The following is a 25119-nucleotide window of genomic DNA, read 5'->3' as shown; positions in this document are numbered from 1 at the left end:
GCCTTGGGACGGTGATCCGGGGGTTCAGCGGGGTTCGGTGATCCAGGTGCCGCCGCGCATGACGCCGGAGACCTCCAGGTCGCCGGTGAGCACCACCAGGTCGGCCCGCTTGCCGACCGAGACGGATCCCAGGCGGTCGGCGAGACCGAGGACCCGCGCGGGGGTGAGGGAGGCGATCTCGGACGCCTCGGACAGCGACAGGCCCACCTCGCGCACGGCCCGCCGGAACGCGACGTCCATGGTGAGGGTGCTGCCCGCGATGGTGCCGCTCTCGGCCAGCCGGGCCACCCCGTCCGCGACGTTCACCGTCATCGGGCCGAGCCCGTAGACGCCGTCGCCCATGCCCGCCGCCGCCATGGCGTCGGTGATCAGCGCGGTCCTGGCGGGACCCGCGACCTCGAAGGCGAGGCGCGTCATCGCCGGGTGCAGGTGCACGCCGTCGTTGATCAGCTCGACCGTGACGCGCTCGTCCTGGAGCAGCGCGGCGATCGGCCCGGGGTCGCGGTGGTGCAGCGGCGGCATCGCGTTGTAGAGGTGGGTGGCGACGCTGCCGCCCGCCTCGATGCCGGAGATCGTCTGCTCGTAGGTGGCGTCGCTGTGGCCGAGGGCGGCGATCACGCCGTGGGCCACCGCCTCCCGTACGGTGTCCAGCGCGCCGGGCAGCTCGGCGGCGACGGTGACCATCCGCACGTGGCCGCGTCCGGCCTTGATCAGCCCGGCGAGCTCCACCGGCGAGGGCTCGCGCAGCAGCGCCGGGTTGTGCGCGCCGCAGCGGGCGGTGGAGATGTAGGGGCCCTCGAAGTGGATCCCGGCCAGCAGGCCGTCCTCGCACAGGTCGGCGAGGGAGGCGGCGGCCCTGGCCAGGTCGTCGGGGGACGCGGTGACCAGGCTGGCCATGAGCGTGGTGGTGCCGTGGCGGGCGTGCAGGTCGACGGCCCGGCTCGCCTGGTCCGGGTCGCCGGTGGGGAAGGAACCGCCCGCCCCGCCGTGGTTGTGGATGTCGACGAAGCCCGGCACGACGTACCTGCCGCCGAGGCCGAGCCCGGCGCCGGGGGCCGAGCCCTGGCCCACGTGGGTGATGCGGCCGTCTTCGATGGTGAGCCAGCCTTCGTGGACACCTTCGGGGGTCACGACGCGGGCGTCGGCGAGTGTGATGCTCATGCTCCCCATCCTCGCGGGTCCCCGCCGGAACCGGCTCCCGGCACTCCCTGAGCCGGGATCTTGTGGCGGACGGGACGATCTCGGCTCCCCGCCGGAGGTTTGTCCTCAGACCGGGTTTCGCGTCTGGTCGTTCGGGTGTTCGATCGTGACGACGGCCCGGACGAGGGCGGCGGTATCGGAGAGATCGGAAAGCACGTGTCGTGCGCCCGCCTCGGCGAGTTCTCCCGGCGAGCTCTTCCCGGTCGCGACTCCGATCACGAGGGCTCCGCCGTCGAGGGCCGCCTGAATGTCGCTCGGAGTGTCGCCGATCAGAATGGTCGTCTCGACGCCGAAGTCGAGGTGATGCCGTTCCTTCGCGCGGGCGCGGGCGATGGGCACCAGTTTCGCGCGTACCTCCTCGTCGCCGCCGTAGGCACCGCTGTCGAAGTCGATGTGCCGATGAAGGTCGAAGATCTGGAGTTTCGCGACCGCCGACGGCCGGGGGTTGCCGGTGAGAACGGACTGGACGATGTCACCGCGTCCGGCCAGTGCCGTGAGGGCCTGTGGGGCGCCGGGCAACGCGCGGCCCCTGCGTCGCATGTCCTCGGCGCGTTCCAGGTACCCCCGCGCCTGGGCTTCGGCGAACCTGTCGAAGTGGTCGCCGGGATCCTCCAGGCCGTGAAGCTCAAGGGTCTCCCGGAAGATCACGCGCTCCGTCCTGCCCGTGACCTCGGCCATCCGGGTCATCGGGCCGCCGGTCACCTCTTCGAAGGCGGCGCGGAAGACCTCGCCTCCCACCCCGCCGGTGGCGATCAACGTGTGGTCGATGTCCCACAACACCAATCGGACAGTGGACATGGTCGCCTCTTCCGCTGCTTCTTCGACCTGCACGTTTCATACTGCTTCAGAGAGCCGTCCCAGCGTGAGGGGGAACACGCGTGTCCGAGATCCCCGTAGGCGAGCGGGTGCAGTTCTACCGCAAGGCACAGAAGAAGAAACAGGCCGTCGTCGCGGGTCTCGCCGGGATCACCGAGGACTATCTGTCGCAGATCGAGCGGGGTTTGAAGACGCCGGCGATGCCGCTCCTGCATCGGCTGGCCCGCGTGCTCAACGTACCCGTCTCCGCGCTGCTCGGTGAGCCCGCGTTCGAGGAGGAGAGCGTGGTTCACCCTGTTGGAAGGATCTTGCAGCGGGCTCTGACCTCGACCGCTCCCACCCTGTCCGATCGGCCCCTGCCCGATCTGGTCGAGCTTCGCGAACGGGTGAATGCTCTTTGGACGCTGTGGCAGACATCTCCCACACGGTTCACGGACGCGGCTCCCCTGGTACCCCCTCTTGTACGTGACGTGCAGTGCGTAGCGCGTGCACTCCGGTCCGCGAGTGACGCGGCCGCAATGCGCCGAGACGCTCACCGGGTGTCGGCGGACCTGTACTTCTTCCTGCGGACATTCACCAAGCGGATCGGACGCCCTGATCTGTCGCTGTTGGTCGCGGATCGAGGGATGGTCGCGGCAGAGGAAGCGGACGACCCGCTGCGGGTCGCGGTGGCCAAATGGAATCTCGGGCAGATCCTGCTGTCACAGAGTGAGGCGGAAGGCGCGGAAGAAGTCACCCTCTACGCGATCGAATCACTTCGTCATGACCTGCCTTCGGATTCACATGCCCGCGCCGCCATGGAAGGCGCGCTGTGGTTGGTGGCGACGGTCGCGGCAGCCAGGAGGGGCGATTTCTGGACGGCTCGTGATCGGCTGCGGGAGCACGCCCTGCCCGCCGCACGGCGGTCAGGTGACGGCAACGTGTTGTGGACCGTGTTCGGCGTCCCGAACGTCGGCCTCCATGCGGTGAGTGTCGAGGTGGAGGCGGGCGAGACAACCGAAGCGCTGCGCCTGGCAGACGATGTCGCCGTCTCTCGGCTCGCGTCGCTGGAACGACGTACGACTTTCGCCCTGGAAGTGGCACGTTGTTACGAACAGCGCCGAGACGACGCGGCCGTCTTTCTCCACCTCCTCACGGCAGAGGTCAGCGGTCCGGAGGATCTGAAGTACAACGTCCTGGCCCGCGACCTGATCCGTGGGCTGCTCAAACGAGCTCGCCCCACCTACGCGCCGCAGGTACAGGACCTGGCGCGACGGGTTGGCCTGTTGGCCGGGTAACCCGGACCGATGGCTCACCCGAGCTGAGAGTTCGGGTCGTTCGCCTCGCTCGCGCCTAGCGTCGATACCCCGACGTGAGGCGATGAGGAGGACTCCCCGTGGCGAAGACGCCGAACGGCCAAGGCGCGTCCCGTCCACATGGAGCGGGCACGGGTGCCGATCTGCGGCAGTCTGGGCCGCAAGCCATGATCGCGCCGACTCCCGTCGAGGTGGCCGAGGAGCTTCGGGCTCAGCTGGAGCGGCTGGGCATCAAGGCCGACGTCCACGACGGGTACGGGCTCGCGCTGGTGTCGGTTTGGGTGGGGCTGGTCGTCTGGTGCAAGGACGATCGCTACTGGTGGCGTACCGGCTGGGACGCCCGGCGTCACCGGCCCGTCTACGCCTGGCATCCGGCTGCGGAACCCGTCCAGGCCGCTCGCCGGGTCGCGTTTCGCTATGTGGAGCTGCGCGAGGTCCATCCCCGGCCTGAGCCGACGGCGGGGATGTGCTGTGATCCTGCTTGACGGGTGCGTGAGTCCGCACGTGGCCATGGTTCAGCGGGATCACGTGCGGCTGGAGTGGCGGCAGTCATACGCGGATTCGGTGCTTGGACGGGCGCGCCCAGTGTTGTGGACCTGCCTGTGCCGCGCCACGGTCTACGAGCTGTACGAGGGTGGCGGGCGGGCCTTCGTCCGGCGAACCGTCCAGCTCGACCGCAGACCCGAGGTCCACGACACCTTCATGTATTCGATCGGTGAGGCTCGGGCCGTCTGGGCGGCACTCCTGTCCGGAAGCGCCCGTTAGACGGCGTGGCGGCGTGGGATCTGGAGGGACCCATGCCGCCACGCCTGATCAAGATCATGCCGGGAGGCGGGGTCCCGTCGCCTCCGGCCGATGCTGAGACCGGTTTTCCGTTTCCGTGGGCCGGCCGGCAGGTTCCCGATCTCGGGGAGGCGGGCCCGTGGCGTTGCCCTCTCTTGGGCCTCTCATGGTGTTCCCGCTGTTCGCGGGGGTATGGCGTGAATCACCGCTGCCGTTTCCTACTGGTCGGTAATGGTGCCTAGGGTAGATGGGTAGATACCTCACGTAAGGCGACAAGCCGCACCCCAGGGGGTTGCACAATGACGGCGCGAATGGGCACCGGACGGCTCGGTCCTGCCGAGCGGTCCGCCGCACTGGCGCAGATGAGCGCCGAGGAACTCGACGTGGTGGTGATCGGAGGCGGGGTCGTCGGAGCGGGAGTCGCGCTGGACGCGGCGACCCGCGGCCTGTCGGTCGGACTGCTGGAGGCGCGCGACTTCGCCTCGGGCACCTCGTCCAGGTCGTCCAAGCTGATCCACGGCGGCCTGCGCTATCTGGAACAGCTCAACTTCGAGCTGGTCAGGGAGGCGCTCCAGGAGCGGGCCCTGCTGCTGCAGCGGATCGCCCCGCACCTGGTGCGGCCGGTGCCGTTCCTGTTCCCGCTGACGCACTTCGGCTGGGAGCGGCCCTACGTCGGCGCGGGCCTGGTGATGTACGACACGATGGGCTTCTCCACCGGGCTCACCCGGGGGGTGCCCGGCCACCGGCACCTGTCGCGCAAGAGGGCGCTGCGGCTCGCGCCCGCGCTGCGCAGGGCGGCGTTCTCCGGCGCGGTGCAGTACTGGGACGCCCAGGTCGACGACGCCCGCTACGTCATGACCATGCTGCGGACGGCGGCCACCTACGGGGCCAACGTCGCCTCGCGGGCGCAGGTGGTGGGCTTCCTCCGCGAGGGGGAGCGGGTCACCGGGGTCCGGGTGTGCGACCTGGAGACCGGCAGGGAGGTGGACGTACGGGCTCGCCAGGTGGTCAACGCCACCGGCGTGTGGACCGACGACATCCAGGAGCTGGTCGGCGGGCGCGGGCAGATCCACGTACGGGCGTCCAAGGGCATCCACCTGGTGGTGCCGCGCGACCGGATCCACTCCCTCACCGGGATCATCCTGCGCACCGAGAAGTCGGTGCTGTTCGTCATCCCCTGGGGCCGTCACTGGATCATCGGCACCACCGACACCCGGTGGGAGCTGGACCGGGCCCATCCTGCGGCGTCGCGGTCGGACATCGACTACGTCCTCGACCACGTGAACGAGGTGCTCTCGGTCCCGCTCACCCGCGAGGACGTCGAGGGCGTCTACGCCGGGCTGCGCCCGCTGCTGTCGGGGGAGTCGGAGGAGACGTCCAAGCTCTCCCGCGAGCACGTGGTGGCCCACCCCGTGCCGGGGCTGGTCATGGTGGCCGGTGGAAAATACACGACATATCGTGTTATGGCGAAGGACGCGGTCGACGCCGTGGCGCACGGCCTGGACCAGCGGGTCCCGGCCTCCTGCACCGACCGCATCCCGCTGGCCGGGGCCGAGGGCTACCAGGCGCTGTGGAACTCCCGTCAGCGGCTCGCCCAGTCCTCCGGGCTGCACGTGGCCAGGATCGAACACCTGCTCCAGCGGTACGGGTCGATGATCGACGAGGTCCTGGCGCTGATCGAGCGGGACCCGTCGCTGGCCAAGCCGCTGACGGGGGCCGACGACTACCTCCGGGCGGAGGTGGTCTACGCGGCGACCCACGAGGGCGCCCGGCACGTGAACGACGTGCTCACCCGGCGTACGCACATCTCGATCGAGACGTTCCACCGGGGGCTGGCCGTGGTCGAGGAGGCGGCCCAGCTGCTCGCCGATCCGCTGGGCTGGGACGCCGAGCAGGTCAAGCGCGAGGTGGAGTACTACACCAAGCGGGTCGAGTCCGAGCGCCTCTCCCAGGAGCAGGACACCGACCAGGAGGCCGACGCCATCCGCCTCGGTGCCCCGGAGATCGTGCCGGTGGCCAGCCCTGAGACGAACCCGGTCTGATCCTTCCGGGGCCAGGAGCCCTCTGAGGACCGTTCCGGGGCCAGGAGCCCTCTGAGCCGGATCCCTCCAGGGACCCGGAGCTCCCGGAGCCGGACCTCTCCCGGGACCGAGAGCCTTCGCAGCCGGACCTCTCCCGGAGGAATCAGAACCCCCGGAAACGGAAGGTCCCCGGGTCCCGGGAAGCTCGGGACCCGGGGACTCCTCCGGAGGGACTGACGGTACCCCGGAGGGGTCGGCGGGTGTTCGGAGGACCCTGGCCCGGCCCCTCGGGAGGGACCGGTCGGAGGACCTGGCCCGGCCCCTCGGGAGGGACCGGTCGGAAGGCCTGCCGGCCCCTTGGGAGGGACCGGCAGGAGGACTCCGGAGGGACCTAGCGGGTGAAGGCCTGGAACTCGGCCGCGCGCAGGTGGTCCCTGGCGGGGCTGGCCGTGCCGCAGTCGGTGGCGGAGTTGGGGTCGGCGTCCTGCTCACCGGCGTAGACCGGGTTGCCGGTGCACTGGGTGGAGACGGCCCGCAGGGTCAGGTGGGTCGCGGTGGTCGTGGGGATCTTGAAGGACTCGATGACCAGGTCGGCGCCGCGAGGACGCGGCCTGCGCGTCTCGAAGGCGTTGGACGGGCTGGTGTAGACGACCGAGAAGGACGCCGGTGAGGAACAGTCCTTCTTGGTGGCGTCACAGGCCAGGACCTCGAAGGCGCGCAGGGCGCTGAAGCGGTTCTGGCTGCCCGGGTCGGCCGGGTCGGTGGCGGCGGGGGGCCTGAGCATCGCGCTGACCTGCACGCGGCGGATCTTCTCCGGCTTGGTCCCGGCCAGGTCCACGGTGACGGACTTGCCGGAGACCGGGCCGGTGAGCGAGGCCCAGTTCGTGGCCTCCGTCTCGTCGATCAGCTTGGCGTGGTTGACGCCGTCACCGGCCGCGGTGGCGCCCAGCGCCGCCGAGGCGAGGTTCTTCGGGATCGCGAGCGGGAGCGGCAGCTTCAGGCCGGGCAGCACCGCGAACTTCACCCGGGTGTGCCCGAACCCGTTGCCCGCGACCACGAAGTCGTAGAGCCCCGGGGTCATCTCGACGGTGTCGCCGAGCGGTGTCGCCGGGTCGGTGTCGGCCACCGGCACGACGCGGCCCTCGTAGTCGCCGACGTAGAGCCGCAGCGCGGCGTCCTTGGCGTCGAGCAGCGGCTTGAGCTGGATCTTCCCGTTCTTTCCTGCCGGGTCGACGAAGCTCGGCGTCGGGTCGGGGTCGCCCGCCCCGACGCTCGCCGCGCCCTGGCCGAGGCCGTGCTCGGCGAACGCGCGCCACATGATGGCCTGGTTCGCGCCGCCGAAGCGGATGGTGTCGGCCGCGAGCAGCGCGTCGCGGTGGTCGACGTAGCTGACCGCACCGGAGGCCATCAGCAGCAGCGCGTCGAAGGAGACCTGCGCCCAGCGGCGGTTGCCGGGGCACTGCGCGAGCGGGGTCGTGCCGTCGGCGCACGCCTTCTGCCTGGCCGGGGTGCCCTGGCCGTACTTCTGCACGAAGGCCTTGCGCACGTCGTACTGGGTCGCCGACCAGATCTCACCGTCGGCGTGCACCTGCTGGCCGACGATGTCGTACGCGATGTCGCTGTAGTTCAGCGGGGAGTCGGACATGTCGTAGTTGCGGATGCCCGCCTTCTTGTCGCCGGTGACGTAGCCGCCGGTGACGTAGGGGGTGTCGCCCGCGGGGCGGAAGCCGTACTCGGAGAGGTACTCCATCGCGAACAGGTCGGAGGTGCTCTCGTTCATCGCCCCGGCCTGGGCGCCGCTCCACCCGGCGTTCGGGCCGCCGATCATGCGGCCGGAGATCGCGTGGGTGTACTCGTGCCCGATCACCGACATGTCGTAGTCGCCGTCCACGCAGGGCGAGTAGAACGAGCCCGCGATCGGCTGCCACATGTACATGTTGGTGATGGGCGCGACCCCGTCGGGGCCGGTGATCTGGTTGGCGTTGTCGCGCACGCTGAGCACCCGGGCGCCCGCCTGGGCGTTGCCCTGCTCGGGGTCGCCGCCGAGGCCGCCGCGCTCGCCGTTGTCGTTCTGCATGTTCCAGGCGGTCTCGGTGAAGCCGAGACGGTAGGACCAGTCGTGCATGCGGTTGTGCATGACGTGCAGGTTGGAGATGGCGGCTTCGAGGTCGGCCTCGCCCGGCTGGTCGAGGGAGGCCGGGTCGCACTTGGCCGTGTACCACTTGTTGGTCCACGGGTAGACGTACTCGCGGTTCGGCGTGGCCACGTTGGTGCGGGTGCCGACGGAGAACGAGTCACCGCTGGCACGGTTCTCCACGGTCTTGGCGGCGTTGCCGACGCTCGTGTTCGTCGGGGTGTCCGTGGCGTGGTCGACGTCCCACGCCTTGCCGGTGGCCGGGTCGGCCCCGACCACGGCGCAGCCGGGACCGGCCGTGGCGCACCACGTCGCGCGGGTGTCGGTGGAGGAGTAGTCGGCCGGGGGGTTGGCGGTGAACGCCTTCCAGCGCGGGTCGTCCGGCGCGCTGTGGTGGTCGACCAGGTTCTCGCGGGTCAGGATCTCGCCGCTGACCGCGTCCACGTGCGTCGTGTACGCGGCGGGCTCGCCCTCGCCGCCGCCGATCAGGGTGATCTGGAACGCGTTGTGCGTCCCGTCGGGCGCGGGCACCGCGGTGGCCGTGGCCTTCTTGACGGAGGCCGTCGCCAGGTCGATCCCGCCGTCCCTGGCCGCGATCTCCAGCGCCTGCTGCTCGGTGAGCCTGGCGGCGGGAGGCGCCTCGGAGGAGCGCGAGAGGGTCGAGGTGACGTGGAGGACCTTGCCGCCCTTCACGCCGACCACGACCTGGCCGTCCACGCCCGCGGGCAGGCCGCCGAACTTCTGCCGCAGGAGTACGGCGTACCCGTCCCCGATGGGGTTGGCGGCGATCTTCTCCAGCGCGTCCACGGCCTCGCCGGAGAGGCCGAAGAGGTTCTCGTTCGCCTTGAGGTAGGCCCGCGCGGCCCGCTCGGGGTCGGCGTCCAGTCCCTCCGCGAGGGGGGCGGTGCCGGTGACGACCGCCGGGGTGCCAAGAGCGTTCCACCGGATCGTCGCGGTGCTCGCCGCGGCCGACCTGGAGAGTGACGTCGGGGGTGCGACGCTGCCGCGCCGGTTGTCCAGGTCGGGCTTGGCGCCGTGTTCGGCCTGGAAGTCGTGGACCTTGGGGGGCTGCCCGCCGGGTTCGCCCTGGGCGACCCCCGGCAGGGGAATGACGAGCGCCGCGGTGGCGGCGGCGATGACGGTAACGCGTGACCAGGATTTGGTCGACACCGATCCTCCTGCGAAAGATGGCCGTCGCCGGCCATGCCACACGCAGATCACGTGTGTTGCGCAAGAGGTAACACCGATTCAAGTGTCATGACAAGATCTTGTAAAGGTGTATATGTCGGTGTTATGGGGGCGTTCTGGGACGCGTGAACGAGTGCGCCCCCGGCGGCCGGGCCGGGGGCGCGGGGCGGAGAGTCCGGGAAGGTCAGGACGGGTCGGAGAGTCCGGGAGGGCCCGGCCCGGGGGTCCGGGAAGGCCGGTCGGGAGCCCCGGAAGTCCTGAAACTCCTGGAAGTCCTGGAAGGGCGGGACAGGACGGGCCGGGAGGGTCAGGAGAAGGGGATCCAGGCCTGGTCGGCCAGGTCCTTCATGTCGCTGACCTTCAGGCCGAGGTCGGAGACCGTCCACAGGCTGTCGCCGACGACGACCGAGCGGCGGATGCCCGGGTCGTAGGCCATGCGGCCGTTCTCCGGCGACGTGGGCCTGGGGTGGCTGACCGCGCCGGTCCTGGTGATCGCGGAGTCGTCGATTTTGAGGACCAGGGCGGTCCCGTTGGTCTGCTCGGTCCCGGTCCACGAGTTCACCGGCAGGACCGCCATCCCCGTCTTCGCCCAGTACAGGAAGGCGTGCGGATCCCACTCGGCCTCGGAGCCCGAGTCCTTCTGGAACATCTGCGACAGGCGGCGCGGGCTGGCCGGGTCGCTCACGTCGAACAGGGAGACCTGGGTGCCGAGCGTGCGGCCCTCCTCGCTCGCCTCCTGGCCCACGCCGATCAGCCGCCCGTCGCCCGCCGGGTGCAGGTACGCCGAGTAGCCGGTGATCTTCAGCTCGCCCGTCTTCCTCGGTGCCGCCGGGTCGCGCAGGTCGAGCGTGTAGAGCGGGTCCACCTGCCTGAACGTCACCACGTAGCCGACGGGACCGATGAAGCGGACCGAGTAGATCCGCTCACCCTGCCCGAGCCCGCCGACCTCGCCGGTTCTGGCCAGGGTTCCGGCGTCGAGCACGTAGACGGCGCTGGAGGTGTCCGGCGGGGCGGTCGGGGGAGCGGTCGAGGTGTCCTGCGCGGCGGTCGAGGTGGTGGCGACCCGCAGGTGCCCCTCGTGCTCCGACAGGGAGTACTGGTTGAGCAGCCTGCCGGAGACCTTGCCCGAGGCGACGTAGCGGGGTGCCCCGGCCGCGGTGATGTCGAACCGGTGGATCTCGGTCTCCTCCGGCGGCGGCGCGGGGGCCGCCGTCGGCGGGACGGTCTCACCGGACGGGGGAGCCGGGGAGGGCGAGATCGTGACGGTCGAGGACGGCGTACCGGAGAGGGTCACCGAGGGGGCCGGGATCGGCGAGTCGGCCGGGGGCCCCGAGGGCTCGAAAAGCAGGCTCGGAGCGGGGTCGCCCGACGCGGCGGCGGGGGTGGCGGGGGGCGTGGCGGTCACCGTCGGCGGCGTCGCGGGAGTGGCGAACAGAGTCGTGGACCCGGACGGCATCGGGGTGGCGAACGGGCTCACGGACCCGGACGGCATCGGGGTGGCGAACGGGCTCACGGAACCGGACGGCGCGAGTGTCGCAGGAGCGGGAGTGGCCGTGGGAACCGGTGTCGCGGGGGTGTCCTCGACGATCGGCGGGTCGATCGGCCGGGGCCACCACCAGCGCGGGTTGCTGGCCACGTACAGGCTGGTGCCCGTCCCGTAGACGGTGTCGCCGTCGGCCGCGACGCTGATCGGGGCCGTCTCGGTGAGCGCCTCCGACAGGTCGAGGCTGTGCATGGTGAGCATCGACGTCCCGGTGTACTCCGCGGGGTGGCTGACCCGCTCGCAGTCGACCGTGCGGTCCGAGGTCTTCCCGTCCGCGGTCGTCAGCTCGTACGTCGGCAGCCACGCCTTGACCGGCGCCTTGGCGACGACCTCCGCGTTGCGTCGGGTGCGCTCGTTGTCCGACATGCCGGGCCCGGGGTCGGGGAACTCGATCCTCGGCTGGCTGCGGACCACGATCCGCACGGTCGAGCCGACCATCCTCGCGTCCACGTGGGAGCCGTCGGGGGTGAGCGAGCCGATCACCTCCGGCTTCCCCGACAGGTCGACGAGGACGTAGCGCGGCCCCGGGCTCGCGGCGCGCTTGGACGTCGCGCCGTAGGGGATGATCCCGCCGCCGGAGAACAGCACCAGCGCCCGGTCGCCGCTGACCAGCAGGTCGGCCGGGGCCCACACCTGCTCGGCGTCCACGAGCTTCAGCGTGCCGGTGACCTTCCTCGTCGCGGTGTCCACCACCCGCAGCACGCCGCGGTTCACGGTGATCACCCGGTCGCCGTCGGTCTTCACCAGGTCGGGCTCGTCGACCCCGGCCTCGTGCGTGTTCGTGGTGGAGTGCTCGGGCGCGCCGGACGCGCTCTTGGCGGAGGCGTCGCGCGCCGCCGTCTCCGCGTACATGACCACGGGGCCGCCGAGGCCCCAGGGGCCGACGTTCTTCGCCGTCGCCTCGCGCAGGCCGGTCAGCATGTCGTCGCAGCCGCTGTAGGAGACGAGCTTGACGTTCCCCAGGTCGACCGGTGCCGTCGTACGGCCCGCGACGGGCTTCGTGTCCGTCGAGGTCCCCGTCGACGTGCACGCCGTGGCGAGCAGCGCGGCGGCGAGGGTGACCGCGCCGGCCGTACGAATCGATGTCCTCATGCCCCTACGACGAATCGGGAGGGCATGTGGTTCAACAGCTTGCTACCCGCCGGTAGTCAGGGCACGCCTCGCGCGATTACGCTGCGAACATGGCCGTTCCCCCTGAAATGACACGGGCCGAGATGGCACGGGTCCTCGCTCCCCGCATGATCGAACGCGTCGTGCGGCACGTGACCTCCGACGGGAAGACGCGGGAGATCACGGCGCCGTTCACCGGCGAGGTCCTCGCCGAGATGCCCGTCTCCACCGCCGACGACGTCCGCTCCGCCCACGCCATGGCGCGGGAGGCCCAGCGGGAGTGGGCGGCCCGGCCCGCGCGGGAGCGCGCCGAGCCCTTCCTGCGCCTGCACGACGCCATCCTCGACCGCCGCGAGGAGATCCTCGACGTGGTCCAGTGGGAGACCGGCAAGGCCCGCAGGCACGCCTTCGAGGAGGTCCTCGACGTCGCGGGCTGCACCCTGTACCACGCGCGGCGGGCCCCGGGCCTGCTGGAGCCGAGGAGGCGGGCCGGGATCATGCCCGTCGCCACCAGGACGGTCGAGACGCGCCAGCCCCGGGGGACGGTCGCGCTGATCTCGCCGTGGAACTACCCGCTCTCGCTCGGCGTCACCGACGCCGTCCCCGCGCTGCTCGCCGGGAACGCCGTGGTGCACAAGCCCGACACCCAGACCGCGCTGTCCACGCTGTGGACGATCGACCTGCTCGTCTCCCTCGGCATGCCCAGGGAGATCTGGCAGGTCGTCCTCGGCGACCCCGAGGAGGTCGGCGGGCCGCTGCTCGACGAGGCCGACTACGTGGCGTTCACCGGCTCCACCCGGGCCGGCCGGAGGATCGCCGAGGAGGCGGCGAAGCGGCTGATCGGCTGCTCGCTGGAGCTCGGCGGCAAGAACCCGATGCTCGTGCTCGACGACGCCGACCTGGACGCGGCGACCCAGGGCGCGCTGCGCGCCTGCTTCACCAACGCCGGGCAGCTGTGCCTGTCCGTCGAGCGGCTCTACGTCCACGACTCCGTGCACGACGCGTTCGTGTCGCGGTTCGTGCGGCAGGTCGGGAACATGAGGCTCGGCGCCGGGCTCGACTGGAACGTGCAGATGGGCTCGCTCTCCTCCCGGCGGCAGCTGGAGGCGGTCGGCGCCCACGTGGACGACGCCGTCGCGAAGGGCGCCCGGGTCCTCGCCGGGGGAAGGGCCCGCCCCGACCTCGGACCGCTGTTCTACGAGCCGACCGTCCTGGCCGACGTCGACGAGAGCATGGACCTGTGCCGGGCCGAGACCTTCGGCCCCGTCGTCGCGATCTACCGCTTCGGCGACGACGACGAGGCGGTCGAGAGGGCCAACGACACCGCGTACGGCCTCAACGCCTCCGTCTGGACCCGTGACGTGCCGCGCGGGCGGGCGCTGGCCTCCCGGATCAGGGCGGGCTCGGTCAACGTCAACGAGGGGTACGGCTCCGCCTACGCCTCCTACGACGCGCCCATGGGCGGCATGAAGTCCTCGGGCCTCGGCCGCCGCCACGGGTCCGAGGGGCTGCTGAAGTACACCGAGGGGCAGACCATCTCCAGCCAGGCGTCCTGGCTGGGCTTCGAGCCGGTCCTCGGCATGGCGTACGAGAAGTACGCCGACACCCTCGCGACCGCCTTCAAGGTGATGAAGACGCTCCGCCTGAAGTGAGGGGGTCGAAAGGTAACTTGAAGGGAGCCACCGTGTTCGACCACGACGTGCTGGTGATCGGATCGGGGTTCGGCGGGAGCGTCTCGGCGTTGCGGCTGACGGAGAAGGGCTACCGGGTCACCGTGCTGGAGGCCGGGCGCCGCTTCGACGACACCACGCTCCCCAGGACCTCCTGGCGGGTCCGCGACTTCCTGTGGGCCCCGGCGCTGGGCCTGAGGGGCATCCAGCGCATCCACGTGCTCCGGGGCGAGAAGGGCACCGGCGTGATGGTCCTGGCGGGCGCCGGGGTCGGCGGGGGCTCCCTGGTCTACGCCAACACCCTCTACGAGCCGCCGGACGCGTTCTTCCAGGACGCCCAGTGGTCGTCCATCACCGACTGGAAGGCCGAGCTGGCCCCGTACTACGACCAGGCCTCGCGCATGCTGGGGGTGACGCCCAACCCGACGGTCACCCCGGCCGACGAGGTGGTGCGCGCGGTCGCCGAGCGGATGGGCGTGGGCGACACCTTCCACCTGGCGCCGGTCGGCGTCTTCTTCGGCGCGCCGGGCGTGGAGGTGGACGACCCCTACTTCGGCGGCGCGGGGCCGCGCCGCAGCGGCTGCACCGAGTGCGGCGAGTGCATGACGGGCTGCCGCCACGGGGCCAAGAACACGCTGGTCAAGAACTACCTCCACCTGGCGGAGCGGGCCGGGGCCACGGTCCTCCCCGAGACCACGGTCACCTCGGTCGTCCCGGTGGACGGCGGCTACCGGGTCGAGACGCGCGGGACGGGCGCGCCCTGGCGGCGCCGCGCCCTCACCGCCGAGCACGTGGTCTTCGCGGCGGGGACGTACGGCACCCAGCGCCTGCTGCACCGGCTCAAGGCTTCGGGGGCGCTGCCCCTGCTCTCCCACCGCCTGGGCGCCCTCACCAGGACCAACTCCGAGGCGCTGCTCGGATTCGAGCGGCTCTCGGTCGAGGGGGAGAAGCTCAACCGGGGGGTGGCGATCACCTCCTCGATCCATCCCGACGCCCACACGCACATCGAGCCGGTCCGCTACGGGGACGGTTCCAACGCGATGGGCATGCTCCGCACCCTGCTCATCGACGGCAGCGGCGACGGCGGTGGTGGCAGCGGTGGTGGCGGCGGTGGCGGTGCCCCGCGCTGGCTGAGGTTCCTCGGCGAGGCCCTGCGCGCGCCGCACCGGGCGGCGAGGCTGTTCAACCACCGCCGGTGGTCCGAACGCGGCATCATCGCGCTGGTCATGCAGGCGAAGGACAACTCGATCACCCTGTCCGCGCGCAGGGGGCTGTTCGGCCGGAGGCTGCGCTCGGAACGGGGTCACGGCGAGCCCAACCCCACCTGGCTGCCCGCCGGCCACGAGTTCGTCCGGCACGCGGCCGAGGAGGTCGGCGGCGTCCCGGCCGGATCCTGGCTCGACCTGTTCGACATCCCGGCCACCGCCCACTTCCTGGGCGGCTGCGCCATCGGTGCCGGGCGCGACACCGGGGTGATCGACCCCTACCACCGCGTCCACGGCTACGAGGGCCTGCACGTCGTCGACGGCTCGGCCGTCTCCGCGAACCCGGGCGTCAACCCCTCCCTCACCATCACCGCCCAGGCCGAGCGCGCCATGGCGCTGTGGCCCAACCGGGGTGAGCCTGACCCACGCCCGGCCCCGGGCTCCCCGTACGTCCGCCTGTCACCCGTCGCCCCCAAGAACCCCGCCGTCCCGGCCGCCGCCCCGGGGGCCCTGCGCCTGCCCATCGTGGGAATCACCTGACCTCTCCGTCCGCGCTGGACGGCGCGGCTGGCAGGATCCCGGTGTGATGTGGAATGTCGAGGAGTTCGTACGCGCGGCGGGTGTGACCGTCGACGAGCTGGCCGCCTACGTCGACGAGAGCCAGCGGGGCGTGCCGCCCGTGGTCGGACGCAGACCTCCCGGCGAGCTGGCCGAGCGGCTCGGGCTCGTCCGGTGGATCCGCGAGGGCGGGATGACGCCCGAGGGGTACCGGGAATTCCTGCGCGACTACCTCGCCGAGGGCACCCGGCTGCACCACCCCGCCTACCTCGGGCACCAGGTCGCCGCCCCCGACTTCCCCGCGGCGCTCGCCGACTTCGTGCACGGCGCGCACAACAACCCGATGGCGATCTACGAGATGGGCGCCTCGGCGGCGACGGTCGAGTTCGAGGTCCTGCGCTGGATGCTCGGCACGGTCGGGTTCGGCGAGACGGGGGGCGGGGTCCTCACCCACGGCGGCTCGCTGGCCAACCTCACCGCGCTGCTCGCCGCGCGGGCGTCGGCGGCCCCCGACGCGTGGACCGAGGGCGTCCCCGGCGACCTCGCGCTGCTCGCTCCGGCGTCGTCGCACTACTCGCTCACCCGTGCCGCCGCGATCCTGGGCCTGGGGGAACGGGCCGTGGTGCCGCTGGAGGCGGACGGGCTCGGCAGGATCGACGTCGCCCGCCTGCCCGAGGCCCTGGAACGGGTGCGCCGGGCGGGACGGCGGCCGATGGCCCTGGTGGCGAACGCCTGCGCCACCGGGACCGGCCTCTACGACGACCTGCGCGGCACCGGGGAGTTCTGCGCCGCCAACGGCGTCTGGTTCCACGTGGACGGCGCCCACGGCGCCTCAGCGCTGCTGTCCGAGGAGCACCGCCACCTGCTCGACGGGATCGACCTCGCCGACTCGCTGATCTGGGACGCGCACAAGATGCTGCGTACCTCCAGCCTGGCCGCGGCGGTGCTGACCCGGCGCGAGGGCGACCTGGACGCGGCCTTCCGGCAGCGGGCCAGCTACCTGTTCTACGGGGAGCAGGGCTTCGACCTCATCGGCAGGACCGTGGAGTGCAGCAAGGCCGAACTGGGCCTGAAGGTCTTCCTCAACCTGGCCTGGCGGGGCGAGCGGGGCCTGGGCGAGTACGTCGCGGGCCGGTACGCCACCGCGCACCGCTTCTGGGAACTGGCCCGCGAGCGGCCGGGCTTCGAGTGCCCGTACGAGCCGGAGAGCAACATCGTCTGTTTCCGGTACGGCACCGGCGACCAGACGGCCATCCGCGAGCGCCTGATGGAGGACGGCGCCTTCCAGCTGACCTCGGCCGAGATCGGCGGGGTCCGCCACCTGCGGATCACCGTGATGGCCCCCGCCACGGACGACAAGACACTGGAGGCACTGCTCGACCGGATCGCCGGACCGGAGGCCGGTCCGCGGTGAGCTTCCGCTCGGAAGTCGTCGCCGAACCCCGGTGAGCTTTCGCTCGCAGGTCACGGCCGGTCCCTCGCCGGGCCCGGTGCGGCCGGTTTCCCGCTGGACCCGCCGGGCCATGCGGAGGGCCGGTCCCCGGCGAGCCCCGGCGGGGCTTAGTGGATTCCGGAGTCGGGGTGGGCGGCGTCCCAGCGGCGGCGTGACTCGGCGATGCCGTCGCGGTGCTCGGCCGACCAGTCGACGAGGATCCGCAACAGGTGGGTGAGGCTGTGCCCGGCCGGGGTCAGCTCGTAGTCGACCTGCGGAGGGACGACGGCGTGGACCGTCCTGGAGATCAGGCCGTCGCGCTCCAGACGGCGCACGGTCAGGGTGAGCATCCGCTGCGAGATGCCGGGCACGGCCCGCTGGAGCTCGCGGAACCGGCGCACCCCCTGGGCCAGCTCCACGACCACCAGCACCGACCACTTGTCGCCGATCCGGTCGAGGACCTCACGGATGCCGCAGTCCTCGCCCCCGCAGGAGACGACCGGCTCCGTGGTTACCGCGGTGTGCCCCACTGACATCGAAGTGCCTCCTTATGCCACGTGCCCTGACTGTCGATGATGGACCCGGTTACCGAAGAGAACCAACTACGCGGGGAGATCCCATGATTCTCATGACGGGGGCGACGGGCGCACTGGGGCGGCTCGTCGCCGCGCGGCTGGCCGGGCGGGACGACGTGGTGATCGGCAGCCGTGCCCCGGAGGCGGTCGCCACGGGGCGCCCGACCCGGCTGATCGACTTCGAGTACCCCGCCTCGCTGGCGGAGGGCTTCGCCGGGGTGGACACGCTGCTGCTGATCTCCGCGGGCTACGGCGAGGACGACGTGGTGATCGCCAGGCACGGCGCGGCGATCGAGGCGGCGGAGAAGGCCGGGGTCGCGCACATCGTCTACACCAGCCTCGGCGCCGCCGGGGACCACCTGGCCTACGCGCTCGCCCACCGCTGGACCGAGCGCAGGCTCCGCGAGGGGACCGCGAGCTGGACGATCCTGCGCAACGGCCTCTACGCCGAGCTGCTCGCGACGCTCGCGCCCGTCGTGGACGGCGGGATCACCGCGCCGCTGGGCTCCGGACGGCTGGCCGCGGTGGCCCGCGAGGACCTGGCCGACGTGGCCGCCCTGGTCGTGACCGGCGCCTCCGCGCACGCGGGCCGGACCTACGAGCTGGTCGGTGAGGAGGCGGTCGGCGGAGCGGAGCTGGCCGCGGCACTCACCGAGGCCACGGGGGAGGCCGTCTCGTACGAGCCGGGCACCCTCGCCGCCGCCCGCGAGGCGTTCACCGCCCTCGGCCTGGCCCCCTTCCAGGTCCCGATGCTGGTGAGCACCTACTCCGCGATCGCGAACGGGTTCATGGACGCGACGGGCGGCGACCTGCGGAGCCTGCTCGGCAGGGCTCCCCGGTCCGCCCTGGAGGTCATCGTCGCGGGACGTCGCGAACAGGGCTGAGACGGGCCAGGGCGGGGCTGGCCAGGACTGGGCAGGGGAGGGCAGGGCAGGGCTGGCCAGGGCAGGGGTGGGGAGGGCTAGGAAGGACTGGGGCAGGGCAGGGCTGGCCAGGGCCGGGAAGGGCTGGGCCGGGAAGGGCCTGGGGGTAGGGCGTGGGACGCGCACCGGCCGAGGGCCCCCTGCCCGGCCGCGGAGAGGGCAGGGGGCCCAGGTGATCAGTTGTCGGTGCAGAACATGTGGATCCGGCAGTTCGTGAGGCGGCCCGCCTCGCTGGAGGCCGGCTCGCGCTCATCCAGACCCTGAAGGTCCTGAACGTCGAACGACATCGATTTCACCTCCTCGCCGATCTCGTGGCCGCGCCGGGCGCGGGCCGCTTCTCCCTCCGCCGCCCCGGAGCGGGCAGCGAGCCTTGGACGGGGGGACGCCAGGAATCCCCCACGACGTCGTCGAGCATCCACGGCCGCGCGTGCCGGTGACGCAGCCGGAGCAGGAAGGCGACGATCCCGGCCGTACCGCCGAGGAACGTCGGGACGACCCGCGAGAACGAGTCCGGCACGAGCAGCCTGCCGGAGCGGGTCACGGCCCTGGCCTCCAGGCATCCGGCCAGGTCCCCGGCCCAGCGCAGATACCGGTCGTCGGCCGTGAACCCGGCCATGTCGAGGAGGAACTCGCCGTCGCCGGGCAGGCCGTGACACGGCACCGCCCCCGACTGCCAGCGGGTCCTGTGCACCGCGGCCGCCGCCTGACCGGCGAGCCGCAGGGCGTCCGGGTCACCGGTGGCGCGCCAGTACCGGACGAGGAAGGAGCCGATCCCCGACGAGCCGCCGCACCAGTGCGGCCTGCGCGGCCGGACCGTCCGCGGGTCCCGCGCGAGGGTCGGCCACCAGGCGGTGTCGCCGTCGACGTCGGCCCGCTCGTACAGGGCGCGGGCGACCTCGCGCACGGTCGCCATCCACTCCGGGCGGCCGAGGGTGACGGCGGCGTAGAGCAGCGCCGTGCCGACCCCGGCGATCCCGTGCGCGAAGCCGAGGTGGTCGGCGCCCGCGAGCCCGGAGTCGAACGACTCCGGCGTCGGCCATCGCGGGTGCCCCGTCCGGTAGGACCGCGCGGCGTGCAGGTTCTCGAACGTCTCCACGGCCCGTTTCCGGAGTACGGGGTCGCCCGAGCGCAGGGCGAGGCGCAACACCGTCATGCCGGTCCCGGCCAGCCCGTGCGTCACGTCGGAACTCGGGTGGTCCACCGGAAGCCGGGCCGCCGCCCGCAGCGCGAACTCCCTCGCCTCGTCGTCGCCCGAGCTCTCCGCCGCGTCGTAGAGGGCCCAGACGGCTCCCGAGCGCCCGAAGTACAGGCCGGGGGTCCAGACGTCCTCGTCGGAGAGACGGCGCCGGAGCCACCCGGCCGCGGCGTCCGCCACCCCTTTCACACCCGCCGCGTCGTCCGTGATGGCGTTGCCCGTGATGGCGTTGCCCATGACGGTGTCGTCCGTGACGGTGCTGCCTGTGATGGCGCTTTTCCTGACGGCGTTGCCCGTGACGGCGTTGTCTATAGCGGCGGTGTCGTCTGTGACGGCGCTTCTCGTGACGGCGCTCCCCGTGATGGCGTTGCCCGTGACGGTGGCGCGGGAGGCGAGGGTCAGGACGGCCAGGATGCCCGGCACGCCTCCGTTCACCGAACACGGATCCGCCTCGGCCCCGCCGGTCCCGCCAGCCGCGCCGGCCCCGCCGACCGCGTTGGGCCACGGCGACGGGCTGTCCTCCCGGGGATCCATGGTCTCCACCAGCCGTGTCAGCCCGTCCGCGACCAGGAGGTCCGCCCGTCGTACCCCGTCCGTCCTCACCTGCGCGAGGGCGGGGACGGCGAGGACGCGGGCCCCGCCCGTCTCCCGTGTCGCCGCGAGGCCGGTGGCGGGGGCCGCTGGGGGGAGCGTGTCCAGGAACTCCGCGCAGCGGTTCAGGGACCAGCGCTCCTCCGGTTCGATGACAAGTCCCTCCACCAGCGGGCGGAGGAGGGCGAGGGTGGGGTTGGACGCGGACACCGCGGCGACGTGGCCGAGGAGGCGCCGCCCGCGGGCCGGGCCCGTCGTACCGTCCTCGGGGAGTTCCAGCCCGGCGCCGGTCGCGAGGAAGTACGCCAGCCCGCCGAGACCGAACAGGTCGGCGGTCTCTCCCGGCGCGGGCCGGAGTTCGCCGGTGTGCGGCACCAGCTCGGGGGCGAGGTAGCCGGGAGTCCCGCCGATCATGACGATGTCGCCCGGCACCGTCGCGTGCTCCAGGTCGACGAGCCGGAGGTCGCCGCCGGGCAGGAGCATCACGTTGTCAGGTGAGAGGTCGCGGAAGACGTGGCCGAGGTCGTGGACGGCCCGCAGCGCGTCGACGAGGCGCCGCAGGATCGGCAGGACCTCGGCGGCCCCGTTCCCGAAGCCGTCGTGCCCGAGAGGCCCGGCGTTCCCCTCGGACCAGCGCCGAAGCGTCGTCCCGGGCACGAGCTCCTCGACGAGGAACGCGTGCCCGCCCTGCTCGAAGAAGTCGACCACGGCCGGGACGACCCCGCTGGACGCCAGGGCCTCCAGCCGGGACCTCTCCGCCGCCAGCCGGTCCCGCGCGTCCCGGCCCCCGAGGTCGGACGAGGCGTGCGGCCGCCCCTCCTTGATCACGACTTCGGCGCCGCTCTCGGTGTCCTCCGCGATGTACACGCCGCCCCTGTTGGCGTGTCGCACCGCCTCGCGGACCACGAAACGGCCGTTCAGCATCACGGCGCGCCGCTCGGGCGTCCCGGGGGTGCCGGGCGTCGTGAAGGGGGAGGTGGCGAAGGAGGGTGGGGAGAACCGCGGCAGCCGCTCGTCGTGGATCGTCGTTCCCTCCGGCGTGCGGAGCCGTACCTCGTAGAAACCGTCGTTGCCGAGCACCCGGTGCCCGCCGAAGGCCCCGTAGCGGTAGTGGACGATCCCGCCGGGCCGGTAGGAGTGGTCCGACAGGATCGCCGGGCCGGGAAGCCCCCAGGTGGCCTCGTCGAGCAGCGGCGCCAGCCGGGCGGCCTCGGCGCTGCCCGCCGGGTAGGCGGTGACGAACTTCCCCGCCTGGCCGCGGGGGCAGTGGGGGGCGAGAAGCTCCCAGTAGTCACCCAGCCGCGCGGGGAACTTGAAGGCGCATCCCTCGGCGGCCAGCACTCGTACGACCCGGGAGAGCACGATCGGGGCGGAGAGCATCGTCGCGGAGACATGGAGTTTCCAGCCCTGCGCGGGCATCGCGTATCCGCCGGGAACGACCAGGCACCAGAATTCCCCGTCGGAGACCGACCAGTCGCGGGCCGGGACCCGTCCGATCTCGGCGATCGCGATGTCACGCAGGAGGGCGCTGTCGCCCGGGGGACTTTTCACGGGAGGTCATCCTTCGGCTGTCACGGTTCGGCCTTACACGGCAAGTCCGCGTCGTACGAGAAATCCGCGTCGTACGAGAAATCCGCGTCGTATGGAGAAGTCCGCGTCACACGGGAAGTCCGTGTCACATGGGAAGAGGGGCGCGAGAAGCGGCCCAGGGACGCGTGAGGTGCTCGCGTCGGGGAGCCGCGCCGATGGCGTGGATCCCGCCCAGGGGTCCGACGTCGCCGTTCCCGTCGCCGGGACCGCGTCGTGGTGATCGCGCATATGTGAGATCGGCGAAGCCGCCGCGTTCTTTTCCGCCTTCCGGCGCTGGGCAATACACAAACACGACGGATATGGGATGCGCCATGTAAAAGTACGCACTTCTCGCTCGGCGGGAGTGATCCGCCGAGAATTCAATGCGCTTATTTCATATTCCCATATGTTAATTCCGGTCCGCCGTGACGTGGCTTCGCCCGCATATTCACAAGGAATCGAACAGCGGGTTTCCCCGGCCCGCCCCCGGATGCGCGGGTGTCGTTCCCGGGCTCGGGCGACCGCTCCTGATATAGCGTCGCGTCCATGACCGAACTCGACGGCCGCCTCCGCGCGGTGTGCGACCTCGCCGTCTCCGGCGTCCGGGAAATGGCCGGGCGGCACGAGTACGACGGCCTGGTCCAGGATCTGTCGCCGCAGGGGGTGCGCGCCGGGCTGGCCGCGCTGGGCCGGGGACCGCTGCCCGCCGATCCGTACGACGCGAAGCACCTGCAGATATTCGAGGAGGCCGCGCGGGTGCAGTTCGGCGAGCTGGAGCTGCACCGTCGCAACCCCCTGGAGCACCTGGGCAACCTCGACCTGGCCACCTACGACCGCGAGTACGCCCCCGAGGCCGAGCGGAACGCCGCCAAGCTCGCCCACCTGGCCCGCTGGCCCGAGGCGGTGGACAGCGCGGTCGCCGCGCTCGACCTGCTCAGCGCCCCCGTCGCGACCGCCCTGCTCGGGCCGGTGCGCGGCCTGGCCGCCGGGGTGCCCCGGGACGCCGACGAACGCGTGCGCGAGGCGGCGTTCAGGGCCCACGCCCGGCTGGTGGAGCACGTCGAGAAGGCCGCGCACAGCGGCGATCCGGACGCCTCCCTCGGCACCGAGGGGCTCGCCGGGCTCATGGGCGCCGGAGACGGTCTCCCGGTCGACCTGGGACGGCTCGCCGAGCGCGCCGACGCCGAGCGCGACCGCCTGATGGCCCGGCTGGCGGAGTCGTGCGCCGCGCTGGGATTCGCCGGACGGCCGCCGCTGGAGGTCGCGCGCGAGCTGGTCAGGCAGCACCCCGACCCCGACGGCGTGATCGAGGCGGCCAGGATCGGCACCGAGCGGGCGATCGCCTTCACCAGGGAGAAGGACCTGGTGCCCTACCACGACGGGGAGTGCCTGGTCGGCATCGCGCCCGAGTCGCGCCGGTGGGGCATGGCCATGATGAGCTGGTCGGCGCCCGGCGAGCCCGACGGCCCCTCGTGGTACCACGTCACCCCGCCCGACCCCTCGTGGCCCGAGCGCGACATCGAGGAGTGGCTGGAGGTCTTCAGCGAGACCACGCTCCCCGCGATCAACGTGCACGAGGTCGCCCCCGGGCACTTCTCCCACGGCCGCGCCCTGCGCCACGCCCGCTCCGACGTACGGCGGACGCTGATGTCGCTGGCCTTCGCGGAGGGGTGGGCGCACTACGCGGAGGAACTCTGCGTCGAGGAGGGCTTCGCCCCCGACGACCCGCGCTTCGAGATCGGCGTGTGGCTGGAGGCGCTCATCAGGGTGACCCGGCTGGCCTGCGCGATCGGCGTGCACTCCGGCGCGATGACCGTCGAGGAGGGCGCCCGCCGCTTCGCCGCCGACACCCACATCGCCGGTCCCGCCGCCCTCTCGGAGGCGGCGCGGGCCACCTTCGACCCCACCTACGGCCGCTACACCTGGGGCAAGCTGGAGATCCTCGACCTCCGCGACCGCGCCAGGGCCGAGTGGGGCACCGGCTTCAGCCTCAACCGCTTCCACACCGCCATGCTCGCCCTCGGCTCCCCGCCCCTCGGCCTGCTCGGCCAAGCCCTCACTGGTACGTGACCGGCGGTACGCCCGGAGGGGCGGCGAAGGCGTGCTCAGCGGTCGACGGGCGGAGGGCGGGGGCGCGTGCTCAGCGGTCGACGGCCGTGGCGCCGCCGTCGACGACCAGGTGGGTGCCGGTGATGAACGACGCCTCGTCGCTCATCAGGAACCGTACGGCCGCCGCGACCTCGGCGGGGCGGCCCAGGCGGCCGAAGAGCGACCTGCGGGTGAAGGACTCCAGATAGCGCGCGTCGCCGCCCGTGGCGGCGGTGAGCATCGGGGTGTCGACGTAGCCGGGACAGACGGCGTTGACCCGGATCGGCGCCAGCTCGTGGGCCATCGAGCGGGTCAGGCCGAGCATGCCCGCCTTGGACGAGCAGTAGGCCGGGATGAAGGCCTGCCCGACCAGGCCCTCGATCGAGGAGATGCCGACGACCGAGGCGCCCTCCTGGCCGCGCAGGTCCTCCAGCAGGGCCTTGACCAGCAGGGCGTGGGCGCGCAGGTTGACGTTGAGCACCGCGTCCCACGAGGTCTCGGTCAGGTCGCCGAGGGCCATGGGTGCGGCGATCCCGGCCGCGTGCACGAGGCCGCCGATCGAGGTGAGGGCGTCGCGGGAGGCGGTGATCGCGGCGGGGAGGGCCGAGGAGTCGGTGACGTCGACGGGGACGGCGATCGCGGCGACGCCGTACGCGGCGGCGAGGGCGGCGGTCTCCTTGGCGCCCGTCTCGTTCAGGTCCCAGACCGCAACCGGCCGCCCGGCCTCGGCGAGCGCCAGCGCGCAGGCCCGGCCGATCCCCGAGGCTCCGCCGGTGACGACGACTCCGGTTCCGGTCATCGGCGGTCTCCTCGATTGTCGGGGGGCTTCACGTTAGCTTTGTGCCCAATCGGCCGCCAGGTACGGCGGTTCGTGCCCGGGCGGTTTTCGGGTACGACGGTTCGTGTCTGAGTGGTTGTCAGGCACGGCTGCCCGTGCCTGGATGGTCGCCGGGAGCCCGTTCGTGTCCGGGGGTCGCCGGGTGCGGTTGTTCGTGCTCGGGTGGTCGCTGGGTACAGCCCGTTCGTGTACCGGGGGGTCGCCGGGTGCGGCGGTTCGTGCCCGAGTCCGAGTGGTTGCCGGGTGCGGTTGTTCGTGCTCGGGTCCGAGCGGTTGCCAGGTGCGGCGGTTCGTGTTCGGGTGGTTGCCGGGTACAGCCCGTTCGTGTCCGGGCGGTCGCCGGGGCACGGTGCGGACCGGAGGCGGTGCGAGGTGTGAACCGCCG

16 protein-coding genes are annotated in these 25119 nt (G+C 72.2%); 9 read left to right on the top strand and 7 right to left on the bottom strand.

What is annotated here, in order from left to right:
• Positions 1-24: 24 nt before the first annotated feature.
• Positions 25-1161 (bottom strand): N-acetylglucosamine-6-phosphate deacetylase, encoded by a 1137-nt coding sequence (nagA, locus tag ABT053_RS21640; protein ID WP_350970903.1) that lies wholly within the window; start codon positions 1159-1161, stop codon positions 25-27.
• Between the two features lie 105 nt (positions 1162-1266).
• The gene (locus ABT053_RS21635; RefSeq protein WP_350970902.1) at positions 1267-1998 is read right to left on the bottom strand and encodes an HAD family hydrolase; all 732 of its coding nucleotides are present in this window, start codon (positions 1996-1998) and stop codon (positions 1267-1269) included.
• Between the two features lie 80 nt (positions 1999-2078).
• Between ABT053_RS21635 and ABT053_RS21630 the strand changes: the two genes are divergently transcribed.
• The 4 genes from ABT053_RS21630 (at position 2079) to ABT053_RS21615 (ending at position 6136) form a co-directional block, all read left to right on the top strand.
• The gene (locus ABT053_RS21630; RefSeq protein WP_350970901.1) at positions 2079-3293 is read left to right on the top strand and encodes a helix-turn-helix domain-containing protein; all 1215 of its coding nucleotides are present in this window, start codon (positions 2079-2081) and stop codon (positions 3291-3293) included.
• Positions 3294-3478: 185 nt separating this feature from the next.
• Positions 3479-3796 (top strand): hypothetical protein, encoded by a 318-nt coding sequence (locus ABT053_RS21625; protein ID WP_350970900.1) that lies wholly within the window; start codon positions 3479-3481, stop codon positions 3794-3796.
• 100 nt (positions 3797-3896) lie between these two features.
• The gene (locus ABT053_RS21620) at positions 3897-4076 is read left to right on the top strand and encodes a hypothetical protein (RefSeq protein ID WP_350970899.1); all 180 of its coding nucleotides are present in this window, start codon (positions 3897-3899) and stop codon (positions 4074-4076) included.
• A 317-nt stretch (positions 4077-4393) separates the two neighbouring features.
• Positions 4394-6136 (top strand): glycerol-3-phosphate dehydrogenase/oxidase, encoded by a 1743-nt coding sequence (locus ABT053_RS21615; RefSeq protein WP_350970898.1) that lies wholly within the window; start codon positions 4394-4396, stop codon positions 6134-6136.
• A 370-nt stretch (positions 6137-6506) separates the two neighbouring features.
• On the opposite strand, the gene ABT053_RS21610 is transcribed toward ABT053_RS21615, so the two are convergent.
• Together ABT053_RS21610 and ABT053_RS21605 are read right to left on the bottom strand one after the other, a co-directional pair.
• Positions 6507-9419: a M36 family metallopeptidase gene (locus tag ABT053_RS21610; RefSeq protein WP_350970897.1), complete on the bottom strand. Its 2913-nt coding sequence runs from the start codon at positions 9417-9419 to the stop codon at positions 6507-6509.
• A 325-nt stretch (positions 9420-9744) separates the two neighbouring features.
• The gene (locus tag ABT053_RS21605) at positions 9745-12072 is read right to left on the bottom strand and encodes a beta-propeller domain-containing protein (protein ID WP_350970896.1); all 2328 of its coding nucleotides are present in this window, start codon (positions 12070-12072) and stop codon (positions 9745-9747) included.
• An 89-nt stretch (positions 12073-12161) separates the two neighbouring features.
• On the opposite strand from ABT053_RS21605, the gene ABT053_RS21600 reads away from it, so the two are divergent.
• Genes ABT053_RS21600 through ABT053_RS21590 form a run of 3 tightly spaced genes read left to right on the top strand, consistent with a single transcriptional unit; the run spans position 12162 to position 16937 of the window.
• Entirely contained in the window at positions 12162-13742 is a 1581-nt protein-coding gene (locus ABT053_RS21600; protein WP_350970895.1) for a succinic semialdehyde dehydrogenase, read from the top strand.
• A 32-nt stretch (positions 13743-13774) separates the two neighbouring features.
• Positions 13775-15505, top strand: coding sequence for a GMC family oxidoreductase N-terminal domain-containing protein (locus tag ABT053_RS21595; protein WP_350970894.1), 1731 nt, complete (start codon positions 13775-13777; stop codon positions 15503-15505).
• A 46-nt stretch (positions 15506-15551) separates the two neighbouring features.
• Positions 15552-16937 carry a pyridoxal phosphate-dependent decarboxylase family protein gene (locus tag ABT053_RS21590; RefSeq protein ID WP_350971083.1) on the top strand — a complete coding sequence of 462 codons (1386 nt, stop codon included), beginning with the start codon at positions 15552-15554 and terminating at the stop codon, positions 16935-16937.
• Between the two features lie 146 nt (positions 16938-17083).
• Here ABT053_RS21590 and ABT053_RS21585 read toward each other — a convergent pair whose 3' ends face one another.
• Positions 17084-17491 (bottom strand): winged helix-turn-helix transcriptional regulator, encoded by a 408-nt coding sequence (locus ABT053_RS21585; protein WP_350970893.1) that lies wholly within the window; start codon positions 17489-17491, stop codon positions 17084-17086.
• 83 nt (positions 17492-17574) lie between these two features.
• Between ABT053_RS21585 and ABT053_RS21580 the strand changes: the two genes are divergently transcribed.
• Positions 17575-18414, top strand: coding sequence for an NAD(P)H-binding protein (locus tag ABT053_RS21580; RefSeq protein WP_350970892.1), 840 nt, complete (start codon positions 17575-17577; stop codon positions 18412-18414).
• Between the two features lie 331 nt (positions 18415-18745).
• On the opposite strand, the gene ABT053_RS21575 is transcribed toward ABT053_RS21580, so the two are convergent.
• Positions 18746-21790 (bottom strand): class III lanthionine synthetase LanKC N-terminal domain-containing protein, encoded by a 3045-nt coding sequence (locus tag ABT053_RS21575; RefSeq protein WP_350970891.1) that lies wholly within the window; start codon positions 21788-21790, stop codon positions 18746-18748.
• Positions 21791-22354: 564 nt separating this feature from the next.
• On the opposite strand from ABT053_RS21575, the gene ABT053_RS21570 reads away from it, so the two are divergent.
• On the top strand, positions 22355-23878 hold the full coding sequence (locus ABT053_RS21570) for a DUF885 family protein (protein WP_350970890.1): 1524 nt from the start codon (positions 22355-22357) through the stop codon (positions 23876-23878).
• A gap of 70 nt (positions 23879-23948) precedes the next feature.
• Here the strand turns inward: ABT053_RS21570 and ABT053_RS21565 are convergent, their stop codons facing one another.
• Positions 23949-24695, bottom strand: a complete 747-nt coding sequence (locus tag ABT053_RS21565) for an SDR family NAD(P)-dependent oxidoreductase (protein ID WP_350970889.1) — start codon at positions 24693-24695, stop codon at positions 23949-23951.
• Between the last annotated feature and the right edge of the window lie 424 nt (positions 24696-25119).

Origin of the sequence: Streptosporangium sp. NPDC002524 (genome assembly GCF_040295985.1) — a bacterium.
Lineage (GTDB): Bacteria > Actinomycetota > Actinomycetes > Streptosporangiales > Streptosporangiaceae > Streptosporangium.
This window is presented reverse-complemented; position numbering and strand designations above follow the sequence as displayed.